Source organism: Pantoea hericii (genome assembly GCF_014155795.1).
Classification (GTDB): domain Bacteria; phylum Pseudomonadota; class Gammaproteobacteria; order Enterobacterales; family Enterobacteriaceae; genus Pantoea; species Pantoea eucalypti.
The window spans coordinates 114,664-135,387 of the sequence record NZ_SCKV01000003.1; the positions used below are offsets into that span (position 1 = coordinate 114,664).

Annotated in this window: 19 protein-coding genes, 1 tRNA gene and 2 pseudogenes; 13 read left to right on the forward strand and 9 right to left on the reverse strand. The window is 55.6% G+C overall.

The annotated features are described in order from the left end of the window. Positions 1-64 precede the first annotated feature (64 nt). Complete coding sequence (locus H7K52_RS07590) at positions 65-1,396, forward strand: glycoside hydrolase family 28 protein (RefSeq protein WP_008926641.1); 1,332 nt, start codon at positions 65-67, stop codon at positions 1,394-1,396. Position 1,397: 1 nt separating this feature from the next. On the opposite strand, the gene H7K52_RS07595 is transcribed toward H7K52_RS07590, so the two are convergent. Next, a complete protein-coding gene (locus tag H7K52_RS07595) occupies positions 1,398-2,468 on the reverse strand; it encodes a tartrate dehydrogenase (protein WP_182629893.1) in 1,071 nt (356 codons plus the stop codon). 64 nt (positions 2,469-2,532) lie between these two features. On the opposite strand from H7K52_RS07595, the gene H7K52_RS07600 reads away from it, so the two are divergent. Both H7K52_RS07600 and H7K52_RS07605 read left to right on the forward strand, forming a co-directional pair. Further along, positions 2,533-3,471, forward strand: a complete 939-nt coding sequence (locus tag H7K52_RS07600; protein ID WP_008926643.1) for a LysR family transcriptional regulator — start codon at positions 2,533-2,535, stop codon at positions 3,469-3,471. A gap of 201 nt (positions 3,472-3,672) precedes the next feature. Then, positions 3,673-4,767, forward strand: coding sequence for a YncE family protein (locus H7K52_RS07605; RefSeq protein WP_182629894.1), 1,095 nt, complete (start codon positions 3,673-3,675; stop codon positions 4,765-4,767). Between the two features lie 29 nt (positions 4,768-4,796). Here H7K52_RS07605 and H7K52_RS07610 read toward each other — a convergent pair whose 3' ends face one another. The 4 genes from H7K52_RS07610 to H7K52_RS07625 form a co-directional block, all read right to left on the reverse strand. Next, entirely contained in the window at positions 4,797-5,090 is a 294-nt protein-coding gene (locus tag H7K52_RS07610) for a DUF1330 domain-containing protein (RefSeq protein WP_003855645.1), read from the reverse strand. A gap of 10 nt (positions 5,091-5,100) precedes the next feature. Beyond that, positions 5,101-5,964: a glutathione-dependent disulfide-bond oxidoreductase gene (gene yghU / locus H7K52_RS07615; protein WP_039660633.1), complete on the reverse strand. Its 864-nt coding sequence runs from the start codon at positions 5,962-5,964 to the stop codon at positions 5,101-5,103. A 217-nt stretch (positions 5,965-6,181) separates the two neighbouring features. After that, positions 6,182-7,060: a sugar phosphate isomerase/epimerase family protein gene (locus tag H7K52_RS07620; RefSeq protein WP_039660632.1), complete on the reverse strand. Its 879-nt coding sequence runs from the start codon at positions 7,058-7,060 to the stop codon at positions 6,182-6,184. 18 nt (positions 7,061-7,078) lie between these two features. After that, positions 7,079-8,122, reverse strand: a complete 1,044-nt coding sequence (locus tag H7K52_RS07625) for a Gfo/Idh/MocA family protein (RefSeq protein ID WP_182629895.1) — start codon at positions 8,120-8,122, stop codon at positions 7,079-7,081. 327 nt (positions 8,123-8,449) lie between these two features. Between H7K52_RS07625 and H7K52_RS07630 the strand changes: the two genes are divergently transcribed. The 10 genes and pseudogenes from H7K52_RS07630 to H7K52_RS07675 all read left to right on the forward strand — a co-directional run bounded on the left by H7K52_RS07630 (position 8,450) and on the right by H7K52_RS07675 (position 17,659). Beyond that, positions 8,450-9,475, forward strand: a complete 1,026-nt coding sequence (locus tag H7K52_RS07630) for a LacI family DNA-binding transcriptional regulator (RefSeq protein WP_182629896.1) — start codon at positions 8,450-8,452, stop codon at positions 9,473-9,475. A gap of 150 nt (positions 9,476-9,625) precedes the next feature. Then, positions 9,626-10,543: a TIM barrel protein gene (locus H7K52_RS07635; protein ID WP_003855640.1), complete on the forward strand. Its 918-nt coding sequence runs from the start codon at positions 9,626-9,628 to the stop codon at positions 10,541-10,543. Between the two features lie 10 nt (positions 10,544-10,553). Further along, positions 10,554-11,723 (forward strand): Gfo/Idh/MocA family protein, encoded by a 1,170-nt coding sequence (locus tag H7K52_RS07640; protein ID WP_182629897.1) that lies wholly within the window; start codon positions 10,554-10,556, stop codon positions 11,721-11,723. Between the two features lie 1,007 nt (positions 11,724-12,730). Beyond that, positions 12,731-12,886, forward strand: a pseudogene (locus tag H7K52_RS07645) (type VI secretion system contractile sheath small subunit); the annotation flags it as partial. Continuing rightward, positions 12,883-13,647: pseudogene (locus tag H7K52_RS07650) on the forward strand (type VI secretion system baseplate subunit TssF); the annotation flags it as partial. The pseudogenes H7K52_RS07645 and H7K52_RS07650, both read left to right, overlap by 4 nt. Next, positions 13,611-14,696, forward strand: coding sequence for a type VI secretion system baseplate subunit TssG (gene tssG / locus H7K52_RS07655; RefSeq protein WP_140033730.1), 1,086 nt, complete (start codon positions 13,611-13,613; stop codon positions 14,694-14,696). The pseudogene H7K52_RS07650 and the gene tssG, both read left to right, overlap by 37 nt. Then, entirely contained in the window at positions 14,674-15,219 is a 546-nt protein-coding gene (gene tssJ, locus H7K52_RS07660) for a type VI secretion system lipoprotein TssJ (protein ID WP_182629898.1), read from the forward strand. The genes tssG and tssJ overlap by 23 nt, the downstream gene beginning before the upstream one ends. Next, positions 15,219-15,674 (forward strand): type VI secretion system baseplate subunit TssE, encoded by a 456-nt coding sequence (tssE, locus tag H7K52_RS07665; RefSeq protein ID WP_039658967.1) that lies wholly within the window; start codon positions 15,219-15,221, stop codon positions 15,672-15,674. The genes tssJ and tssE overlap by 1 nt, the downstream gene beginning before the upstream one ends. A gap of 14 nt (positions 15,675-15,688) precedes the next feature. Next, positions 15,689-16,159, forward strand: a complete 471-nt coding sequence (locus H7K52_RS07670; protein WP_039658966.1) for a hypothetical protein — start codon at positions 15,689-15,691, stop codon at positions 16,157-16,159. A 108-nt stretch (positions 16,160-16,267) separates the two neighbouring features. Continuing rightward, a complete protein-coding gene (locus H7K52_RS07675) occupies positions 16,268-17,659 on the forward strand; it encodes a VasL domain-containing protein (protein ID WP_182629899.1) in 1,392 nt (463 codons plus the stop codon). Positions 17,660-17,873: 214 nt separating this feature from the next. Here the strand turns inward: H7K52_RS07675 and H7K52_RS07680 are convergent. The 4 genes from H7K52_RS07680 to cutA form a co-directional block, all read right to left on the reverse strand. Then, positions 17,874-17,949, reverse strand: a tRNA-Phe gene (locus H7K52_RS07680). Between the two features lie 107 nt (positions 17,950-18,056). Next, a complete protein-coding gene (gene dicD, locus H7K52_RS07685) occupies positions 18,057-18,635 on the reverse strand; it encodes a division control transcriptional repressor DicD (RefSeq protein WP_003848326.1) in 579 nt (192 codons plus the stop codon). 62 nt (positions 18,636-18,697) lie between these two features. Further along, positions 18,698-20,398 (reverse strand): protein-disulfide reductase DsbD, encoded by a 1,701-nt coding sequence (locus H7K52_RS07690; RefSeq protein ID WP_182629900.1) that lies wholly within the window; start codon positions 20,396-20,398, stop codon positions 18,698-18,700. Next, positions 20,374-20,688 carry a divalent cation tolerance protein CutA gene (gene cutA, locus H7K52_RS07695; protein ID WP_003848322.1) on the reverse strand — a complete coding sequence of 105 codons (315 nt, stop codon included), beginning with the start codon at positions 20,686-20,688 and terminating at the stop codon, positions 20,374-20,376. The genes H7K52_RS07690 and cutA overlap by 25 nt, the downstream gene beginning before the upstream one ends. Between the last annotated feature and the right edge of the window lie 36 nt (positions 20,689-20,724).

Here is a 20,724-nt window from a genome sequence, read left to right on the forward strand (position 1 = left end):
ACAAAGGTTTCCCGCGCCGTGTCGTGCTGGAATTTCTCCTCCTCAATCCTGCGGGAGACGCATGATGCACCTTTCCCTTGCTGATTTTCATCCTGTCGCCGATGGCGAAACCCCGGACACGGCCGTGCTGCAGCGCGCCATGGATCAGATTGCGGCGGCCGGCGGGGGGCGTCTTACCCTGCCTGCCGGGCGTTATCGCAGCGGCTGCCTGAATCTGCCATCTGATTTTGAACTGCACCTGGAAGCGGGTGCGGTGCTGATCGCCAGTCCGCGGCTGGCTGACTACCAGGCGGTGCAGGCACTCAGCTGTGCTGAGAAGTCCCATAACGTGCTGCTCTATGCGCTGGGCCAGCGCAATATCACTATCAGCGGCACTGGCCGCATCGATGGCGAGGGTGAAGCCTGGTTCGCCGCTGAGCGGGATGAGCAGGGTTATCGCCTGCCGCGTCCTGACCGGCCGCGCATTATCGTGTTTGAAGATTGCGAGCAGGTGACGCTGACCGCCTTTACCATCGTGCAGGCGCCAATGTGGACGGTGCATCTGGTGAGCTGTCGCCATGTGCATATCGACCATCTCACTATCGACAACGCGATGACTATGCCGAATACCGATGCGCTGGATATTGACGGATGCGAGGCGGTGTTTGTCAGCAACAGCTACCTCAGTGCCGCTGATGACGCTATCTGCATTAAAACCACCCACAAACCGGCTGCGCTGCGGCGTCCGGCGCGGCAGATTATGATCACCAACTGCCTGCTTCGCAGTTACAGCTGTGCCTTTAAAATCGGCACCGAAACCTGGGATGATGTGGAAGATGTCACGGTGACCGGCTGCACCATTTTTGATTCCAACCGGGGTATCGGCATTCTGTCGCGTGACGGCGGTGCAATGCGGCGTCTGCTGTTCAGTAACCTGACCTTTGCCTGTCACCATGCGCCGCCCTGTCACTGGGGCAAAGCCGATCCGCTGCATATTTCTGTGCGCCATCGCGATCCCGCCATCACGCCTGGCGTCGTGGAGCAGGTGCAGTTCAGCAACATGACGGGCGTGGCGGAAGGGGCGATTAATCTGCATGCGGCAGAACCGGGCTGGATACGCGATGTGGTTATCAGCCAGCTTCAGATGCGGCAGACCGTGTCGCCGATGACGCAGGGACACTATGACGTGCGACCACCCTGTAACCCCGACTCACCGACCGGCATGGGGCTGGATAACGCCTACAAACTTGACCCGAAAACCGGTGAAGCCTTTGGCGTAGAGCGCTATCCCGGCGGTTTGCCGGGCCTGTTTGCGCGCGGGGTAGAGAACCTGCAACTGCACAACCTGGTGATCAACAGGCCCGCGCCGTTACCGCCAGGCTGGCATGCTGAATGCGTGGTGCAGTTGCCGGACTGATTTACAGCGCGGCGGCGATGGCCGCGCCGAGCTCTTCGGTGCTGGCGTTGCCGCCGAGGTCGCGCGTCAGATGCTCTCCCGCCGCCAGCGTACGTTCAATTGCATTTAACACCGCATCACCCGCCGCTTTGTAGCCGAGATGCTCCAGCATCATCGCCCCACACCAGATCTGCCCGATAGGATTGGCGATGCCTTTGCCTGCGATATCCGGCGCAGAACCGTGAACCGGCTCAAACAGGCTGGGAAACAGGCCTTCCGGGTTAATATTGGCGGAGGGCGCAATGCCAATGGTGCCGGTACAGGCCGGGCCGAGATCGGAGAGGATATCCCCAAACAGGTTGCTGGCCACCACTACATCAAACCAGTCCGGGTGCAGCACGAAGTTGGCGGTAAGAATATCAATATGATACTTGTCGACGCGAACCTCGGGGAACTGGCCGGACATCGCTTCGACGCGGCTGTCCCAGTAAGGCATGGTGATAGCGATGCCGTTGGATTTGGTGGCGGAGGTCAGGTGCTTCTTCTGCCGGCTCTGCGCCAGCTGATAAGCAAACTTCAGGATGCGGTCAACACCGGTGCGCGTCATTACCGTCTCCTGAATCACCACTTCACGGTCGGTGCCAGGGAACATGGTGCCACCCACGCTGGAGTATTCACCTTCGGTGTTTTCACGCACCACATAGAAGTCGATGTCGCCAGGCTGACGGTTTGCCAGCGGCGCTTTCACCCCTGGCATCAGTCGCACCGGACGCAGATTGACGTACTGGTCGAACTCACGGCGGAACTGTAGCAGCGAGCCCCACAGTGAAACATGGTCGGGCACCACATCGGGCCAGCCGACCGCGCCAAAATAAATCGCGTCAAAGGCTTTCAGCTGCGGAAACCAGCCGTCAGGCAGCATTTTGCCATGCTGCTGCCAGTAGTCAGCGCTGGCGTAATCGAACCACTCCCAGCGCAGCGGAATATTAAATTTCTCAGCAGCCGCATTCATTACACGGACGCCTTCCGGCATCACTTCTTTGCCGATGCCATCGCCAGGGATCACAGCAATAGAGTAGATTTTATCAGTCACAGGGCACCTTTCCGGTTGATGTTCGAATTGTGTACGCAGTATAACTGTCGATTCCGGGGAAATAATGAGCCTGAAAGGCAATCCATTGTTGAATCAAAGTAGAGAATCCCGCACCTCCACTGATGACTTAGCCTTCTTTGTTCGCCTGGCCGCGCTGGATAGTCTGACTGCGGCGGCGCGCGAACTGGGCCTGTCACTGGCAGCGGTAAGCAAACGTCTGAGCCAGCTGGAGCAGCGCCTTGGTGTGCAATTGCTGCGCCGCACCACACGCCGGCTGGAACTGACGCCGGAAGGCCGCCGTTATCTGGCGGGCGCGCGTCCGCTGCTGGATCAGCTTGCGGCGCTGGAAGAGGCGGTCAGCGGTGAAACAGCCCAGCTGCGCGGCACCCTCAACATCAACGCCTCCTTTGGTTTTGGCCGTCGCCATATCGCGCCCTGCGTCTCGGCTTTTGCCGCGCTGCATCCGCAGCTCTCACTGTCGTTACAACTCAGCAGCCAGCCGCTTAATTTTCTTGATGCGCACATGGATATCGATATCCGCGTTGGGGAGCCGCCTGACTCGCGGCTGGTGGCACGTAAGCTGCGAACCAATCCGCGTATCCTCTGCTGTTCGCCCGCCTATGCTGCCCGGCACGGCCTGCCTGCCACTGTGCGCGATCTGGCGCAGCACAACTGCATTTTACTGCGTCAGCACGACAGCGATTTTACCCTGTGGCGGCTGACCTGCGGTGAACAGAGCATCAGCCAGAAAGTGCGCGGCAGCCTGATCACCAACGATGGTGAAGTAGCGATGCGGCTGGCGATGGATGGACATGGCATTCTGCTGCGTTCCTGGTGGGATGCGCAACACAGCCTGGCTGCGGGCGAATTGTTGCCGGTGCTACCGGACTGGCAGGCACCTGATGGTGATATCTTTGCGGTCTGGCAGGCGCAACGCCAGCTTCCGGCTCGTATTACCGCGTTTGTGGCGTTTTTGCAGAATAATCTTCAGGTTGTTGATTAGTCGAGGTTATAAATTGAGTGACGGGCACAGAAAAGCGCCTGTGGACAATAAATATACCGCATTAAGCTGATTCGGTTGCTTCAGGGTGCCGTTGCGTTTACACCCTTTTTAGTGATGCGTATGATTCTCATTCTTTTTCTTCCCTGCCTGCCCGCTGTGTTGCGGCCTGCCGGGAGCAGCAGATGGATAGGGGAGTTAACTATGAAAGCGTTGTTCAGCTCGCGTAAAGCGGCACTCGCACTGGCGATAGTCACCACCTTCAGCCTGACGGCGTGCCAGATGAGAGCAAAAAAAGTGGATGGCAATGCGCTGATGGTGATGCAGCCCTCCAGCCCCGATAATCTGATTCAGCGCGAGCTGGGCGACGGATTATATGAGATGGCGTATCTGCCCGCCAAAAATACGCTCTATGTGGCCAGTGCGCCCGAGGGCAAGGATATCAGTGGCGGCATGATCTATCGTCTTGATGGCACCACGCTGCAGAGCACCGGGGCGGGGCATTACGATCTGAAAAATGCGGGTCTGAGCAGTGGACAGGATGGCAGCGCGCTTTACACCACCCAATCAGTGGATGGTGGCATCGCTAAGATCGATCCCGATACCGGCAACGTGCTGAAGCGCCTGATGTTTGACGAGAAGAATGAGAAAGGATCGCCGGTGAAAACCCGCGAGATCTTTCTGCATGACGGGCTGCTCTATGTCGGCGGCGCAGACGAACCTGGCGTGATCTGGGTCGTTGATGCGAAAACCCTGACGCTGAAAGCCCGGATTAAAAATGCTGGCAAAGGTGTCACAGGCATTATCTTCTCGCCAGTCAGCGATCGCATTTATGCGGCGAACGGCAGCGGTGAAATCCTGGTGATCAATCCGCGCAATCACAAAATCGAGCAGCGCCTGACGGCAGGTGATGGACAGGACACTCAGTTCCTGAATATGGCAGAAGATCCGGCAACCGGTCGCCTGTTTGTCACGGATAACGCCAAAGAGAAAAATATCCTGGTGTTTGATGAGCGCAGCGGCAAGGTGATTCAGCGTCTTGATCCAGGCGATTCAGTGGGGATTAAGTTTAACGGTAAGCGCAATGAGATTTATATCAGCCAGCGCGAATCGAAGAAGGTGCTGCAGCTGGATGGCACCACGTATGAAGTGAAAAACAGCTGGTCGTTTGAGGGGCATCCAGAAAGCCTGCTGGTCTCACCGGACGGCCAGACACTGTATGTGACTCTGAAGCAGGGCTTCAATGACGACCACAGCCATCAGCTTCTGGATGGCGTGGCGCGTATCACGCTGCAATAAAAAAGGCGGCATCGCTGCCGCCTGAAATCTTACTTAGCCACACCCTCGACCAGCACCACGCGATAGTTCGCGCCTTTCAGACGGTGCGCTTTGGCAGCCTGATATTCCGGGCTGTCATACCATGCATGTGCTTCTTCACGGCTCGCGAATTCCAGAATTACCACACCTTCTGCTTCCTGACCTTCCAGCGTTTCCAGCTCGCCATAAAAGGCGAGAGGGTTAATCTGATGATCGCCGCGCGCCTGGCCCGCTTTCTCGGCGTAGATCGCCATTTCGTCCTGGTTCAGGGTGTTATCACGAATAAATACAACGTATGCACTCACAGGTCTCTCCTTACGCTTTTTTATCCTGGGTTTCGGTATCGAAGTCAGCCGCATCATGACGCTCATGCAGCTGATCGGCCGGGTCGCCCATGACGCGGTTGACCTTGCGGCCACGAATAACGGCAGGACGCTGTGCGATCTCTTTCGCCCAGCGCACCACATTTTTATAGGACTGCACATCCAGGAATTCGGCTGCGCCATACTGGTCATTCAGCACCATGTTGCCGTACCACGGCCAGGTGGCGATGTCAGCGATGGTGTAGTCATCACCCGCCAGATAGCGGTTATCAGCCAGCCGACGATCCAGCACATCAAACTGACGCTTCGCTTCCAGTGTGAAGCGGTTGATGGCGTACTCAATTTTTTCTGGCGCGTAGTGATAGAAATGACCGAAACCGCCGCCGAGATAAGGCGCTGAGCCCTGCAGCCAGAACAGCCAGTTCAGGGTTTCAGTACGGCCAGCGATATCTTTCGGCAGGAAGTAGCCAAACTTTTCCGCCAGATAGAGCAGGATATTGCCGGATTCAAATACCCGAATCGGCGGCGTTGCGGAGTGGTCGCTCAGCGCAGGGATTTTCGAGTTCGGGTTCACATCGACAAAACCGCTGGAGAACTGATCACCTTCGCCGATACGGATCAGCCAGGCATCATATTCAGCATCGTTGACGTTAAGTGCCAGCAGCTCTTCCAGAAGGATGGTGACTTTCTGGCCGTTAGGCGTGCCGAGCGAATAGAGCTGTAAAGGATGTTTACCGACCGGCAACGCTTTTTCATGGGTGGGACCTGCAAACGGACGATTAGTTTTCGCGCCGTTACCTTTGGCTTCAGGGTCCCAGGTCCAGACTTTTGCGGGCTGATATGCATTTTCCGACATAATGAAAGTTCGCCTTATGGTGTGGTATTGGTCTGGAGTGTAGCAGGTGCTGCAAAGGGGGTTTAACTCTGCTGGCTGTGCGAGGGTGTGCTAAAACGGGGCGAGCTCAGGCGGGTCGCGGCATCAGAGAAAAGTGAATAAAAGTGTGTCAGGCGGGGCGTTTGTTGTCCTGAACAGACATTACCGTGCAGCCAGCCATGACTGCACGGCAGGTCGGTTACAGCAGTTCGCGCTCAATCAGTTCGCGGGTTTCAATCGCCTGAACTTTCATCTTTTCCGGATAGCCAAACAGAGACGCTGCGATGATCGGTTCACCGCCGACTTTATGGGTGCGGGTAGCAAAGCCGGTGTCGCGCAGCGTTTTGAACAGGGTATCGAAGTTCACTTCGCCTTCGCCCACGCCAACATGCTGGTGGATGGTGGCATCCACGCCTGGCGGGTTAACGATATAGCGACAGTGTTTTGTATGGTTCATGGTATCGGCGATCAGCATGTGCGACAGATCGTCACCCGCGTACTCCAGCATCGGTTTCACATCCCCTTTGCCTTTGTCATAGAAGAAAGTGTGTGGCGCGCTGTAGATATACTTTACGTTATCGCTGCGGAACGACTTCACGATATCCACGGTTTCGTTGTTCTCTTCGCAGAAATCCCACGGATGCGCCTGAATTTCGACGCGGATGCCTTCACGTTCGATGATCGGCAACAGCTCTTCCATTGAGCGATAGAACATCTCTTCACAGATTTCCGGTTCGTTAGGGGTGCCGGAGAGTTCGGTGTTAATCACCTGCACACCCATCTCAACCGCAATCTCAATCATCCGTTTCCAGTTCTTCACCGCTGCCTGACGGCGCAGTTCATCCGGACCTGACCAGCGGTAAACAACGATAAACGAGGAGATCTCCAGCCCGGTGGCGCTTAACGCATTTTTGTACTCGGTGATGATTTCACGGCTGGCTTTAGGATGTTTATAAAACGGGTTGATCTGCGGATGTGGCGACTGTTCGATATATTTGTATCCCCAGTCGGCCACCTGATGAACCATACGGGTGATGCCTAAATGTTTGATTACATCCACATCAAAAGCGATTTTCATCTTTCTGCTCCGGGCACATTAAAGTTGCTGTTCTTCATTGAAGGTGATGCCAATCTGCTGCCTGACGTTGTCCATCGCAGCCAGGGTGATAATCGCCTGGTCAAGCGAATGGACAGGGGAGTCGGTCAGGTTCTGGCCGATACACCAGGCGAAGTGGTTAATTTCATGGCTGAGCTGTTCATAGCGGTTAGTGGGTTCCTGCCATTGCAGACGGTGACGCCGGTCGCTGGAGGTCAGAGTAAAGTCACCAGGCGCATAGAACTGGCCTGCCAGCTCCAGCGTGGCGTCGCGACCGGCAATCACCGCACCGCCTGGCGTGTTGCTGAACAGGGTGGTATTCAGCACCGATTGCATGCCGTGCCGATGGGTAAACATCATCGACGTCTGACCGTTAACGCGGCCATTCGGGACAGGCTGGCCACGGGCGACGATCGTGTCAGGCGGACCGCCGCCCACAAACACACTCAGCGCCACCAGATAACTGCCGAGGTCAAGCATTGGGCCGCCCGCCAGATCGGCGTTGAAAATGCGATGATCCGGCGTGAAAAACTCCCCGTGATCGGCTATCAGCGTCTGGACGTCACCGGGCACGCCATCCTCCAGCAACTGACGAATAACGTCATACTTCGGCGTGAAGTTGCACCACATCGCCTCCATGCAGAGCAGGTTCGCGGCAGCGGCGGCCTGTTTAAGTTGCGTAGCCTGCTGCGCATTCAGCGCCAGCGGCTTTTCAATCAGCAGAGGCTTTCCGGCGGCAATCGCGCGCAGACCATCGGGGAAATGGTGGTTGTGAGGCGTAGCGATATAGACCGCATCAACATCCTCCCGCGCCAGCAGCGCATCCAGGCTGTCTGTGGCATGGCCGATTGCCCATTTGTCGGCAAAGGCCTGCGCTTTTGCCGGGTCACGTGCGGCGACTGCCGTGATCTGCTGCCGGGTATGCCGACGCAGCGCATGGGCAAAATGATCGGCTATCCAGCCTGGCCCGATAATGCCCCAGCGCAGTCGTGGAACCTGGCTGGCATCCGTTATGCGTGGAGCCGGAAGCGTTGAAGGGAACATAGCTTTTCCTTTTTTACGTACGGGCAGGTGGTGCTCAGGACTCCACTATAGAAAGCCCGCCGTCGTCGCTCTAACCTTTTAATGATGTGATCCCATCAACCGAATCGGTGTGGGATTTTTATCCGTTTTAGCAAATAGATGTTTTGAAGAGAATGCAGAAAGAAATGAATGTTTCATTTTGAGAGGGTGATCAAGGTTAGCACTGATTTTCTATCAAAAAAATGAGAGGAAATGGCCGTGTCACGATAAAGTGTTGATGGCTTATTTAACAGAATCTAAAAGCGTAGCCGTCAGCTAACGCTACCGATAGCAGCAGGGAGAAGGATAATGTCTAAAGTGACGATGACCGCGATCGCGCAGGCGGCGGGCGTGGGTGTGGCGACGGTAGACCGGGTGCTGAACCGCCGTGCGCCGGTTCGCAGCGTGACTGAGCAGAAGGTGCTGGCGGCGGCGCGCGAGCTGGGTTATCGCCTGACGCAGGCACACAGTCAGGCCATCCCGACCCTGGCAGAGACTCCACTGCGCGTGAGCTTTATCCTGCTGCCTGCCCGCTATTCATTTTATCAGCAACTGGGCGAAGCGCTGAAACAGCAGCTTAAGATGCAGCAGCCACAGGGCCGCGAACCTGAATTCTGCTGGCATGATATACACGAAGTGGACGCGGTAGCGCACTCGCTGCGTCAGCTGGCTCAGCGCAGCGATGTGATTGCGCTGGTGGCGCTGGACCATCCGCTGATTCGTCACGCCATTCAGGATGTGTCACGACTGGGTGTACGAGTCTACGCGCTGTTTTCCGATTTCTCGCCCTGTGAGCATGCGGGGTTTATCGGCATTGATAATCAGAAAGCGGGGCGCACTGCCGCATGGATGGCGCAGCATCTGCTGCGTAAGCCGGGATGTGTCGGAGTACTGCTGGGCGATCACCGCTTTACCTGCCAGGAGAGCAGCGAGATCAGTTTTCGCTCCTATCTGCGTGAGTCGGGCATCAGTCAGCGGGTACTGGAACCGTTAAAGACTTATGAGTCGTCAGAGGGTGGCTATCAGGCAACCCGCCAATTGCTGGAGACCCATGATGATCTGGTGATGATTTATGCGCCCTGCGGCGGCATAGAGGGTGTGGTGCGGGCGCTGCGTGAGAGCGGGCGACGGGAGATCGATCTGCTGTGCCACGGTCCGCTGCCGGGTGATGAACTGGCGCTGATTGACGGCACCATCACGCTGATGCTGCGTCATCGCCTTGATGCCATGGCAGAGGCGGTCATACATACCTGTCTCCACAGCCGATCGGAGCAGCACGACCATTTTGCGCAGGTCACCGTTCCGTTTGAGATCGTGACGCGTGAAAACCTGTAAAAAGAGCAGGTTAGCCTATATTTGATAGTAATCTATCATTTATCGCAATTTTTAAACGCGATCTCTATCAAAAAATGAAACTTTTATTGTTGTCCAGGATGAAATTTTTATTTGATACTGCCCGCAGTTCTCACTGCACAGGCAGATATCATGACCTTTCATATTGCTAATGCGCCCTGTAGCTGGGGCGTGGATGATCCCGCTAATCCCTGGCTACCGCCGTTTCACAAAGTCCTGACCGAGGCCGCGCAGGCTGGCTACCCCAGCATCGAACTCGGCCCCTGGGGTTATCTGCCAGTGAATGCCGATGAGCTGACCCGGCAGCTTAATGCCCACTCGCTTTCGCTGGTGGCGGGGACGATTTTTGATGATTTAGTCAGTGAGGCGCATTTTCCGGCGCTGGTAACGCTGACTCACAATTTGTGTCGCACGCTCGCCAGCGTGCCGACAGCCGCCAGAACACCTGGAGCCAGCGCGCCTTATCTGGTGATCATCGACTTCGGCAATCCGGAGCGGGCGAAATATGCGGGTCAGTCAGAAAAAGCGCCACGCCTTTCCGCGGATGACTGGCAGTGCATGATGCAGCACATCACTATTCTGAGCGAGATTGCCTGGCAGGAGTATGGCGTGCGGCCAGTGATCCATCCGCATGCGGGTGGCTGCATAGAGTTTGCCGATGAGCTGGCGCAGCTGGTCTCTGACATTCCGCATGAGGTCGCTGGTTTATGCCTGGATACGGGCCATCTCTATTACGCCGGCATGGATCCGGTGGCGTCGCTGGAACAGTACTGGTCGCGCATCGATTACCTTCATTTTAAAGACGTCAATCAGCAGATCTGGCGTGACGCGCGCTCTCGCGGACTCGACTTTTTCACCGCCTGCGCACAGGGCGTGATGTGTCCGCTCGGGCAGGGCGCAATCGACTATCCGGCGGTGCGTAGGCTGCTGACTGAGCGTAATTATCAGGGCTGGATCACCATCGAACAGGAGCGTGATCCGCGCCATGCCGACACCAGCCTGCGGGATGTTAAAGCCAGCCTGGACTATCTCCGATCAACCGGATTCTGAGGACAACAGCATGATTAACGGTAAAAAAGCGGCTAATCGCTCACTTCGCTGGGGCATGATCGGTGGCGGCGGCACCAGTCAGATTGGATATATCCATCGTTCGGCGGCACAGCGTGACGGTAACTTTGTGCTGCTGGCGGGCGCGTTTGATCTTGATGCGGTACGTGGGCGCGAGTTCGGTCAGGCGCTGGGTGTGGCACCTGAACGCTGTTATCCCGATTATGCCAGCCTGTTCGCCGGGGAAGCAGGGCGCGAAGATGGCATAGAAGCGGTGTCGATCGCCACACCTAACAATACCCATTTCGCCATCTGTCGGGCGGCACTCAATGCCGGGCTACATGTTGTATGCGAGAAGCCGCTCTGTTTTACGGTCGAAGAGGCCGATGAGCTGGAGCAGCTAAGTCGTGAGAAGCAGAAAATTATTGGCGTCACTTATGGTTATGCCGGGCATCAGTTGGTTCATCAGGCCAGAGAGATGATTGCCGAAGGGGCCCTGGGAGAGATCCGCATCGTGAATATGCAGTTTGCTCATGGCTTCCATAATGAAGCGGTGGAGCTACAGAGTGAAAGCACCCGCTGGCGGGTCGATCCGCGTTTTGTTGGCCCGAGTTACGTGTTAGGCGATCTGGCGACGCATCCGCTATTTATCGCTGAAACGATGTTGCCGCAGTTAAAAGTGACGCGTCTGCTCTGTTCCCGCCAGAGCTTTGTCACGTCGCGTGCACCACTGGAGGATAACGCCTTTGTGATGATGGAGTATGACAACGGCGCGGTCGGCACGCTCTGGGCGTCGGCGGTAAATGCCGGATCGATGCATGGGCAGAAGATCCGCGTGGTCGGATCGAAGGCCAGTCTGGAGTGGTGGGATGAGCAGCCAAACCAGCTGCGATACGAAGTGCAGGGCGAACCCGTGCGGATTCTGGAGCGCGGCATGGGCTATCTCAGCCCGCGCGCGCTGGAAGAGGACCGCATTGGCGGAGGGCACACCGAGGGATTATTTGAAGCCTGGTCGAATCTTTATCGTCGCTTCGCACTGGCAATGGATGCGACCGATCGCCACGACTCTGCCTTCCTTGAGGATTTCTGGTATCCCGATGTGCATGCCGGATTAGCGGGCGTGCGCTGGGTGGCGCAGTGCGTGAAATCAGCGGACGCCGGAGCGGTGTGGGTGGCGTGCTGAAGCGAATATAACGTGAGCGAGCAGACTTTACGGCTGCGGTATAAAGTTAAGCGCTATCTCCTGTGACTGAGCATAAACCGGTTGGATCCGGGCCAGACAGCCCGTATTGGCCGGTTAATTTACTTAAAGCCCGGAACGATGGCTGACAGGAAAAGTAAGCAGCAGAGCATGAGGGGTTCCAGAAATCCGATTACCTGTGCAGAGATATAGTACCTGGACGCATGACCGCCGGAGCATTAAATAATTCTGTTAAACGCTGCACATCTCATCATTGTCTGACTCACTCTGTCTGCATCCGAACGATTGTTGTTCCTGCTCATGTTTATTCAGCAGCGGCTAACATGTGCAGGTCGCAGACGTGATTTCTATTTCCCCCTCATTCATATCGTGTCATTGCACGCGTCATTTCACTATTCCGGAAACAATCTGTTAACCAGCGTTGTCATTTTAGTTCAGCAAAATAAATAACACCGATTTAACCAAGCGATTAATTTTTATTGAAACACAGTAAATGCTGTTTGTTTTTTTAAATATTTATCTTCTCCTGCTTCCCGTTTATTGAATAAAGCCATAAATCAGATATTTCGCGCAACTGATGGAAAATCGTACTGCTTAGTGATTAATGTAAATCAGCCGCTTACTGCACACCCTTATTCTGTAAGACCTTATCGGGATTCGCAGGAAAATTCTTATAAATCATCATGATGATTCGGGCTTGTTAAAATCAGCATCGGTAATATTCTGTTACATCTTTCCGTTTACGCTCAGGCATTCAACGTTCCTACACTCCGCCTACTGGGTTTTATCTGAATTTTTTCATTTCAGACAAATGACTCAGAAATACCGTGTCGACATGCTGGTGAAGGGAATACGCCCGCTTTTAATTCCGGATTTCTGATTTACGTCGGATGACGTGAAACGTGAAGCTGTTCTGGCCGGGTCTTACTTTTCCGTTTATTTCTCACTGGCACTGACCGCTTCTGTCAATTCATAGAACAGGGACAACCATGTCTGACTCTTCCTTTCAGTCCGAAATACCCAAAGCGCGCATTAATTTAAAACTTGATTTGCACACGGGAGGCGCAGGCAAAAAAACCGAGCTCCCGCTGAAATTACTGGTGGCGGGCGACTTCAGTAACGGTCAGGCGTCTGCGCCCCTGGCCATACCGAGATATATGCGGTGGATTCGGTGATGTCATCGAGCCAGCATACCTATGTCCCATTTTCCGGGTTTCGCCACAAAGGCGGAATGATGCGGCATGAAGCGCCGGAATATTACTACCATACCCGCGTGCGTCGGGGGCCTTCCGGGCTGCATAACACCTGGCTTATCCTCGGCGGCGAAGCCTTTGATAACCATACGGTCCCGGAAGATGAAAGTCTGTCACTGACGCTCACCGGCACCAACGGCCAGCTGCCACGCCGTGCGCTGCAGAGCACGGTTCTCGATACGGTGATGAAAACCACCTCGGCCAGCATCGCCGTACGTAACCTTTGCGCGCCGACGCTGCCCTGTTATCCCCCGGCACAGGATCGTTTTTACTGGCGCGTGCTGAGCCATCTCGGCAGCGGGTTTCTGTCGATGATGGACAACGCCGACGTGCTGCGCGGCACCCTGGCGCTGTACGAGTGGACTGACAGCGAGATGAACCGCCGCCGCCTGGAAGCCATCATTGACGTGAAGCACAGCGAAACCGAGCGCTTTGAGCAGGGCTACCTGGTGCGTGGTGTGCAGATCGAAGTGACGCTCGACAGCCACGGTTTTGCCGGACGTGGCGACATCTGTTTATTTGGCGAGATGCTGAGTCGCTTCTTCGCGCTCTACACCGATATCTACCTGTTTAACCGCCTGATTATTATCCTGCAACCGACCGGAGAACGCCTGCAATGGGAAGAAAAGCACAACCGCCGCATTCCCGGCTGAGCCCGCGACTGGAAGCTGATCTTCACCGCATTAACTTTTACCGTTTATGTCAGCTGCTGGAGAAGCGTAATCCCGGCGGGCCGCTAATGGGCTCAACCAGTCATCCGGCGGATGACCCGGTGCGATTTGCACCGCATCCGGGAATGGGGTTTCCGGTCAGTGAACTGAAAGCTGTCGACTATGACGAGGCTGATGACAGCAGGCCTCCGCTCATCCGAACAACCTTTATGGGGATGTATGGTGTCGATTCCCCCTTGCCGACCACCTATCTTGATGACATCACTCAGCGCCGTGAAGGGCATGAAGCGCTGCAGGGGTTTCTGGATATCTTCAGCCACCGCATCCTGACGCAGTTTTACCGCATCTGGCGTAAATATTCTTACCCGGCCACATTTGAGCCCGGCGGGACCGACACCATTTCGCAGTCGCTTCTGGGTCTGGTGGGGCTGGGTATTCCCGGCACCGCTAACCATATTGCCACACCCGTCTCCCGCTTTCTGGCGCTGCTGGGTGTGCTGCAACAGCCCGGTAAAACCCAGGAGGGGATGCAGGGACTGGTGACTTTGCTGGCCCCGGATACCACTGTGCAGGTCAGTCCTTACTGTCTTCGGCCTGTGGAGGTCAGTCAGCCTCTGGGGTTTTACGGTGATAACGATTTTCTGCTGGACGGTAACACGCCGCTTGGCGAAGAGGCGATGGATGCCAACAGCCAGTTGCTGATTGCTCTGTCCACAGATAATGAGCAGGAGTCGCAAAGCTGGAAGCCGGATGGCCTGCTGTATCAGGATTTTCTGGTGATGCTGCGCGTTTATCTTGGCTGGCGTTTTAAGGCAAAAATCACCCTGACCACCCGGACTCATCTGCTGGCCGCTCCACCGCTCGGCGACGGTCCTTTCTGGTTGGGTATGAACGGCGTACTGGGTGTGGAGAGAGATAATCTGCCGGACGACATCCCGCAGACTTTTACCACGGAACTGGGCTATTACACCGGCCTGCAGCCCGCTACACCACAACAAGGAAACCGACATGTTACGTACACATTTGATTAATCCCGCGTGCTGGCTACCTGCACTGCTGGCATGCAGTCTGACGGGCTGCGGGGTAACGCAGGGCATCACTGAGGGTACCAAGTCGGCATTTAACGCTCTGTTTTATAAAAAGATTAATGTGCTGCATCTGGATTTCACCGCACGTGAAGCGCTGAACACCGATTCACGGGAAAGTAACTCGCTGTCTGAACCGGTGGTGGTCCGGGTTTACCAGCTGAAAGACCGCAATAACTTTGACAAAACGGTCTACCAACAGCTGCTGAAAGAGGGAGAGGCCATTCTGCAAGCCGACCTGCTTGCCAGCCGTGATGTGGTGGTGAAGCCGGGCGGTGATGTCAGCCTGAATATGCCGATGGAGGCCGACGCGCAGTTTGTGGCGGTGGTGGGATTGTTCCGCCACCCGGATACTGACAACAACACCTGGAAGCGGGTGTTACAGCGTGAAGACCTCGATCCCGATAAGCCGCGCATTCTGGAAGCGGGTAACAATCATCTGACACTACTGCCGTTTAAGCACCGCTGATGACCCAGGGACATAACACACCTTCGCTGTATGAAATGCTCACCGGCCATTTCACCGGTGGCCTTGGTCTCAACCAGGTCAGTGAGGAAAATCAGCTCATCCTGTCAGTACTCGATAATATGCAGCGCATCCTTAACTGCCGTGCCGGCACGCTTGCACATCTGCCGGATTACGGCCTGCCCGATATGACCAGAATTCTGCAGGGGATGCCGGGAACGGCCCATGAGCTGATGGGCACGCTATCGGCCGTGCTGCTCAAATATGAACCCCGATTGAAAAAGATAGATGTTGTTCTTCAGCAGCAGAATATTCCCGGCGAACTGCGCTATGCCATTGACGCTGAACTTAAAGGGGTTGGACTGGTGCGATATGGCACGGAGTTTATGCCCGAAGGGCGTGTTCTCCTGCGCCATCTTAAACAGCAGCAGTATCTCGACTCCGCAATCCGTATGTAAGGTCAGGCAACACCATGACAGTAAAATCGCAGTTCCTCAAAAAACTACGGGCCAGACAACCCGCGCCTGTCTCGTTTACCAGCAAAAATCAGGCCGATATCGCGGAGTTTCGCCTGCGAATGACGCAGCTTCAGGAGCAGATCGGCGTGTGGCTGGTGGATACCGGACTGAAGGTAGAGACGCTCAGTACATCCGTGACGGACCTGCTGGTGGAGGGTGGGGTTTTTGATATTTCTGCTATCGTTCTGCGTCACGACGACAGGATCGTAAAGTTTATGCCGCTATTTCTTTACGGTCAGGGCGTGACCGGATGTGTGGAGGTAACGCTCCATGCAGCAGGCGGCATAACGTTCCTGGGGCGTTTGTGCATGCGGTCAGGTAATTCGGGTGGCTGGTCTTTTATGTCGCCAGATGCTTTATCTCTGCCTGTACAGCATTTCGATGAAAGCACGTTTTTTAATCTGATTCTGGCGCTCCTGCCGTAGCGGTCAGTACCACTATTTCTGCAGAATCACACAATCTGAAAGCGAATCCGCAACTCCTTATACAAACCCTCTTCCACTGTTTCAGATCCGTCAAATGGACAACCTGTCATGAATGACATCACCCAACGTAAAATTAAAACCGGTGGCGATCCGCGTACGCTATCGGATTACGCCGCCCTTCGCGATGAACTGAGTAAGCTGACACATCCGGCGCGTCCTGATGTTAACTGGCATTATGTTGAAAAACTCTGCCTCTCGCTGTTTGAACAAAATGGAGTGGAGCTACAGACAGTGGCCTGGTATACGCTGGCCCGCACGCAGCTGACCGGATTATTCGGTCTCAATGAAGGGCTGGCGATACTGGAAGCGCTGATAAGTCACCAGTGGGGGGCGCTATGGCCTCAGCCTGTCCATGCTCGTATGGAAATTCTCAGCAGTCTGAGTCAGCGTCTGCATCAACTGATGCGTATGATCCCGCTGAATTACAGCGACCTCAGCCAGCTTTATCATGCAGAGCAAAAACTTACCCGGCTGGGAGAAGTATTACAGCGTCTGGAGCTTAAGCATCTGAGCCAGCTTGATACCCTGCGAACACTGCTGCACAACAGTGCTGTCCGGCTGGAAAACAGTGATGATACAACCTGTTCAGGGTTAAAAAATCAGTCTGGTATTGTGTCGCCAGCTTCCGTGACGAATGCGGTTGCCGCATCCACCAGAGAGCTTACGGATGGTTCGCCTGAAGATATCCAGACGCCAGGCGGCACAGTGAAGTGGGTGTACGTTGCGCAGCCGGAACCGCAGCCGAATGTGGATGTGCTGGCGACAGTGCCCACGCCGGTGAAACAGTGGAAATCCTTTATGGCCGGGATGTGTACCATGCTGCTGATAAGCGCTGCCGCATTGTGGAGCTGGCACCTTATTCAACGGCCTTCCCCGTTGAGGGTTCAGCTTGCCGCCTCGCTGGCACCATTACCTGCAGTTCTTGCGCCTGACAAACTGGCGCAATTACGCCAGCAGTCTCCACTACCCGAGGAACTCCTCACTCAGACGCAGCAGCAGCTTGCCCGGCTGGATGAATTACCTGCTGACTGGAATATTGACTATAGCCGTCTGTTGATTGAGCAGGCCAGGGTACTGTGGCCAGAGCAGGCAACATCTATGGCATTGCACTGGCAGCAACAGCTTAATGCTGCAGCAATTCCGACAGATCGCCTGAATGGCTGGCATGAGGGGATGACGACGCTACAGAAATTGAGTGACAGGCTAAACGGGCTGGATGAGAAGAAGGGAAAATATATGACGGTGAGTGAGCTGAAGTCAGTGGTCTTTTCCTCAATGCAGTCATTTAATCGATCCATACCGGCTGAGGAGCAACTGCGCGTGTTGTCCGCAAATCCTGCCGGTTTACCCTTGCCTGTCACGGCCAGAGTTCAACTGGAGATGCACCTGAAACAATTGATAGCCCGCTATGCGGCAATTAAACAGACCGCTAAAGAGTAAGCGCGGGAGAAACTCGTTAATTCATCCGTTTACCCAAAGAAATATGGCGGGCGATCTGACCCATCACCCGAGATCACTGACCATCAAACGGAGTCAGGCACGAAATGCGGATCGGCATTAGCGGAGATGAGTGGCATAAAAAAGTATTGCTGAGGTGTAGAATCTGGCGCTTCAGAACGCAAAAAACCCGCCAGAGGCGGGTTTCTTTAAATTTTGGTGCCCGAACCCGGAATCGAACCAGGGACACGGGGATTTTCAATCCCCTGCTCTACCGACTGAGCTATTCGGGCAACGGGGCGCATTAAACCGTAAAGGCCGCGGGTCGTCAACGGCTTTCACAAAAAAACCCCAGGAAACGTGACTGATTGCCTGAATTTCAGTCAAAGCGGGTAAAACATCAGGCCAGCGCGCCATTTTTGCGGCACAGCGCGATGCTGTAGACATCCTCCGCCAGCCGCTGAGCGGTGGCGACATCCTGCACATTACGCTTCACCAGTAGCCTGCTCAGACAACCTTCAAGGATCAGTTCCATCTGATCGGCCACCATACCTGGGTTATCCAGCTCCTGTTGCACCAGAATGTCATGGGTGAACTGCCATGAGCCACGTTTTTGCTGCTCGGCCAGTTGATGGATGGGCTGATCGGGCTGAGGGTAGAAGCTACAGGCGGCGATAAACAGGCAGCCCGGGAAACGGCCTTTGCTGACCTGCTCACTCAGGACTTCATAGCGTGCCATCAGTTTCTGATCCGGCGACAGAGATTCATCCAGCAGAATCTGACGGCGCCAGGTTTCAATCTGCTGGCCGTGATAGCGGAGCGCATCATAAAGCAGCGCGTCGCGATCGGGCCAGAACTGCTGAAGCCGATCAAGCGTTAATTCAGTCTCTCCCGCCAGGGTTTCCAATGAGAGGGTGGCGGCGAGGCCGTTCTGTTCAAGCACATTCAATGCATGCTCGAGTATCTGTTCACGCTGCAAGTGACTCTCCTCTGGTATGCAGGCCCGGCAATTTCGCCGGGCAATGACCTGTCCAGTGTTGTTTATGGGGTAAGTTTCTGCAAATGCGCCTGGAAATCGGCGGCATTGAGAAACCCGGTGATGCGCGAGTCGGGGATTTCACGGCCCTGCGCATCAAAGAAAAAAATGGTCGGTAAGCCCAGCACCCGAAGGTGCTGCAACAGCGCGTTGTCGCTGGCGCTGTTGGCTGTGACGTTAGCCTGTAGTAGCTGTACCTTGCTCAGGCTATCGCGCACGGCGCTATCACTAAAGGTATATTTTTCAAACTCCTTGCAGGCGACGCACCAGTCTGCGTAGAGATCGACCATAGTGATGCGACCATGTGCCTGCTGCAGCGCGCTAGCGAGTTGTTGCGGCGTCTGGAGGGACTGGAACGGCAGCGGTGCCACAGCATGCTGTACCGCCTGACCGCCAAATGCCCAGTCCTGTAACGGACGTGCGCTGATTAACGCCGCAGCCAGCATGACAATCTGCACCACGCGCCACTTACCGCTGCTGGCACGCAGGCTGACGCTGAACGCCCAGCCAAAGAACGCCACGCCAAGCAGACTCCAGAGTCGCAATCCCCACACGTCGCCCAGTACCCGTTCCAGCAGGAAGACTGGCAACGCCAGGATGACAAAACCAAAGCCCTCTTTGACGGTTTGCATCCACGGACCGCTTTTCGGCAGCAGTCGATTTCCAGACAGGGTTACAGCGATCAGCGGTAATCCCATGCCGACCGCGTAAAGCCACAGCGTCCCGGCACCGGCCCACAGATTTCCGCTCTGCGCGATGTAAAGCAAAATAGCGCTAAGCGGGGCAGTGGTGCAGGGCGAGCAGATCAAGCCGGCCAGCGCGCCCATCAGAAAGACGCCGGGCAGCGATCCCCCCTGCTGACGATTGCTCCACAGCGTCAGACGGGTTTGCAGGCTTGAGGGCAGCTGCAGCGTAAACAGGCCGAACATTGACAGGGCCAGCACGATAAACAGCACAGAGAGCGTCAACAGCACGTATGGGTGCTGCAACGCGGCCTGAAAACGCAGGCCCGCAGCCGCCACCACCAGGCCCAGCAGCGTATAGGTCAGCGCCATTCCCTGAACATAAACCATCGCCAGCGCAAATAGCCGGCCCAGCGAATAGTGGCGATTTCCGCCCAGGATAATGCCGGAGATCAGCGGATACATCGGCAGCACACAGGGCGTAAATGCCACGCCGATGCCGATCAGCAGCGCCCAGAGCGGGGAAAAGGGCAGCGGATTAGCGGGCGCGGGCTGTGCACTGACCGGCGCAGGTACGCTGCTGGCTGCTACCGCACTCACCGGTACGCTGCGCGTCTCGGGGGGATAACAGAACCCGGCGGCGGCACAACCCTGATATGTCACGCTGAGCGTGGCACCGGTGCCCGCCTGTTGCAGTATCACAGGCAGCGTCAGGTCCTGCGGATAGATCTCACTTTTGCCAAAGAATTCATCCTCATGCGGCTGACCAGCCGGTAGCGTCAGCGGCGCGAGGGTCGCGTTCTGCGGCGTGATGTGGATTTGCTGGCGATAGAGGTAATAGCCCGATTTCACTTTCCAGTGCAGATTAAGCTGAGCGCCCTGCTGGTCGAAGTCAAACGTAAACGCCTGATCAACGGGCACAAAGCGGCTGGTCGCCGGATTAGAAAAGAGGGATGCGTGCGCCTGCAGACAGATAAACAGCGTCAGCAGAAGCGTAATTAAGCGAGAGATGCGTGCAGCCATGACAAGTATTCACTATCTCCATGTTGAACCGGCAGCGCCAGCAATTCGGGGACATCGTAAGGGTGTGCTTCTTTAAGCAATTCACACAGCGCCTGCTGATGATCGCTGTCGCACTTCAGCAGCATCTGGATTTCGCTGCTCTTCTCCATTTTGCCCTGCCAGAGATACCAGGATGTGGCACCCGGCAGCAGTGTCACGCAGGCTGCCAGTCTGGCCTCCAGCGCTAAGGCGGCAAGATGGTCTGCCGTGGCCTGATCAGGCGCAGTGCAGAGGATAACGACAGCATTCATCCTGAGACTCCTGTTTAAAAGAGCGGCGATGATAGC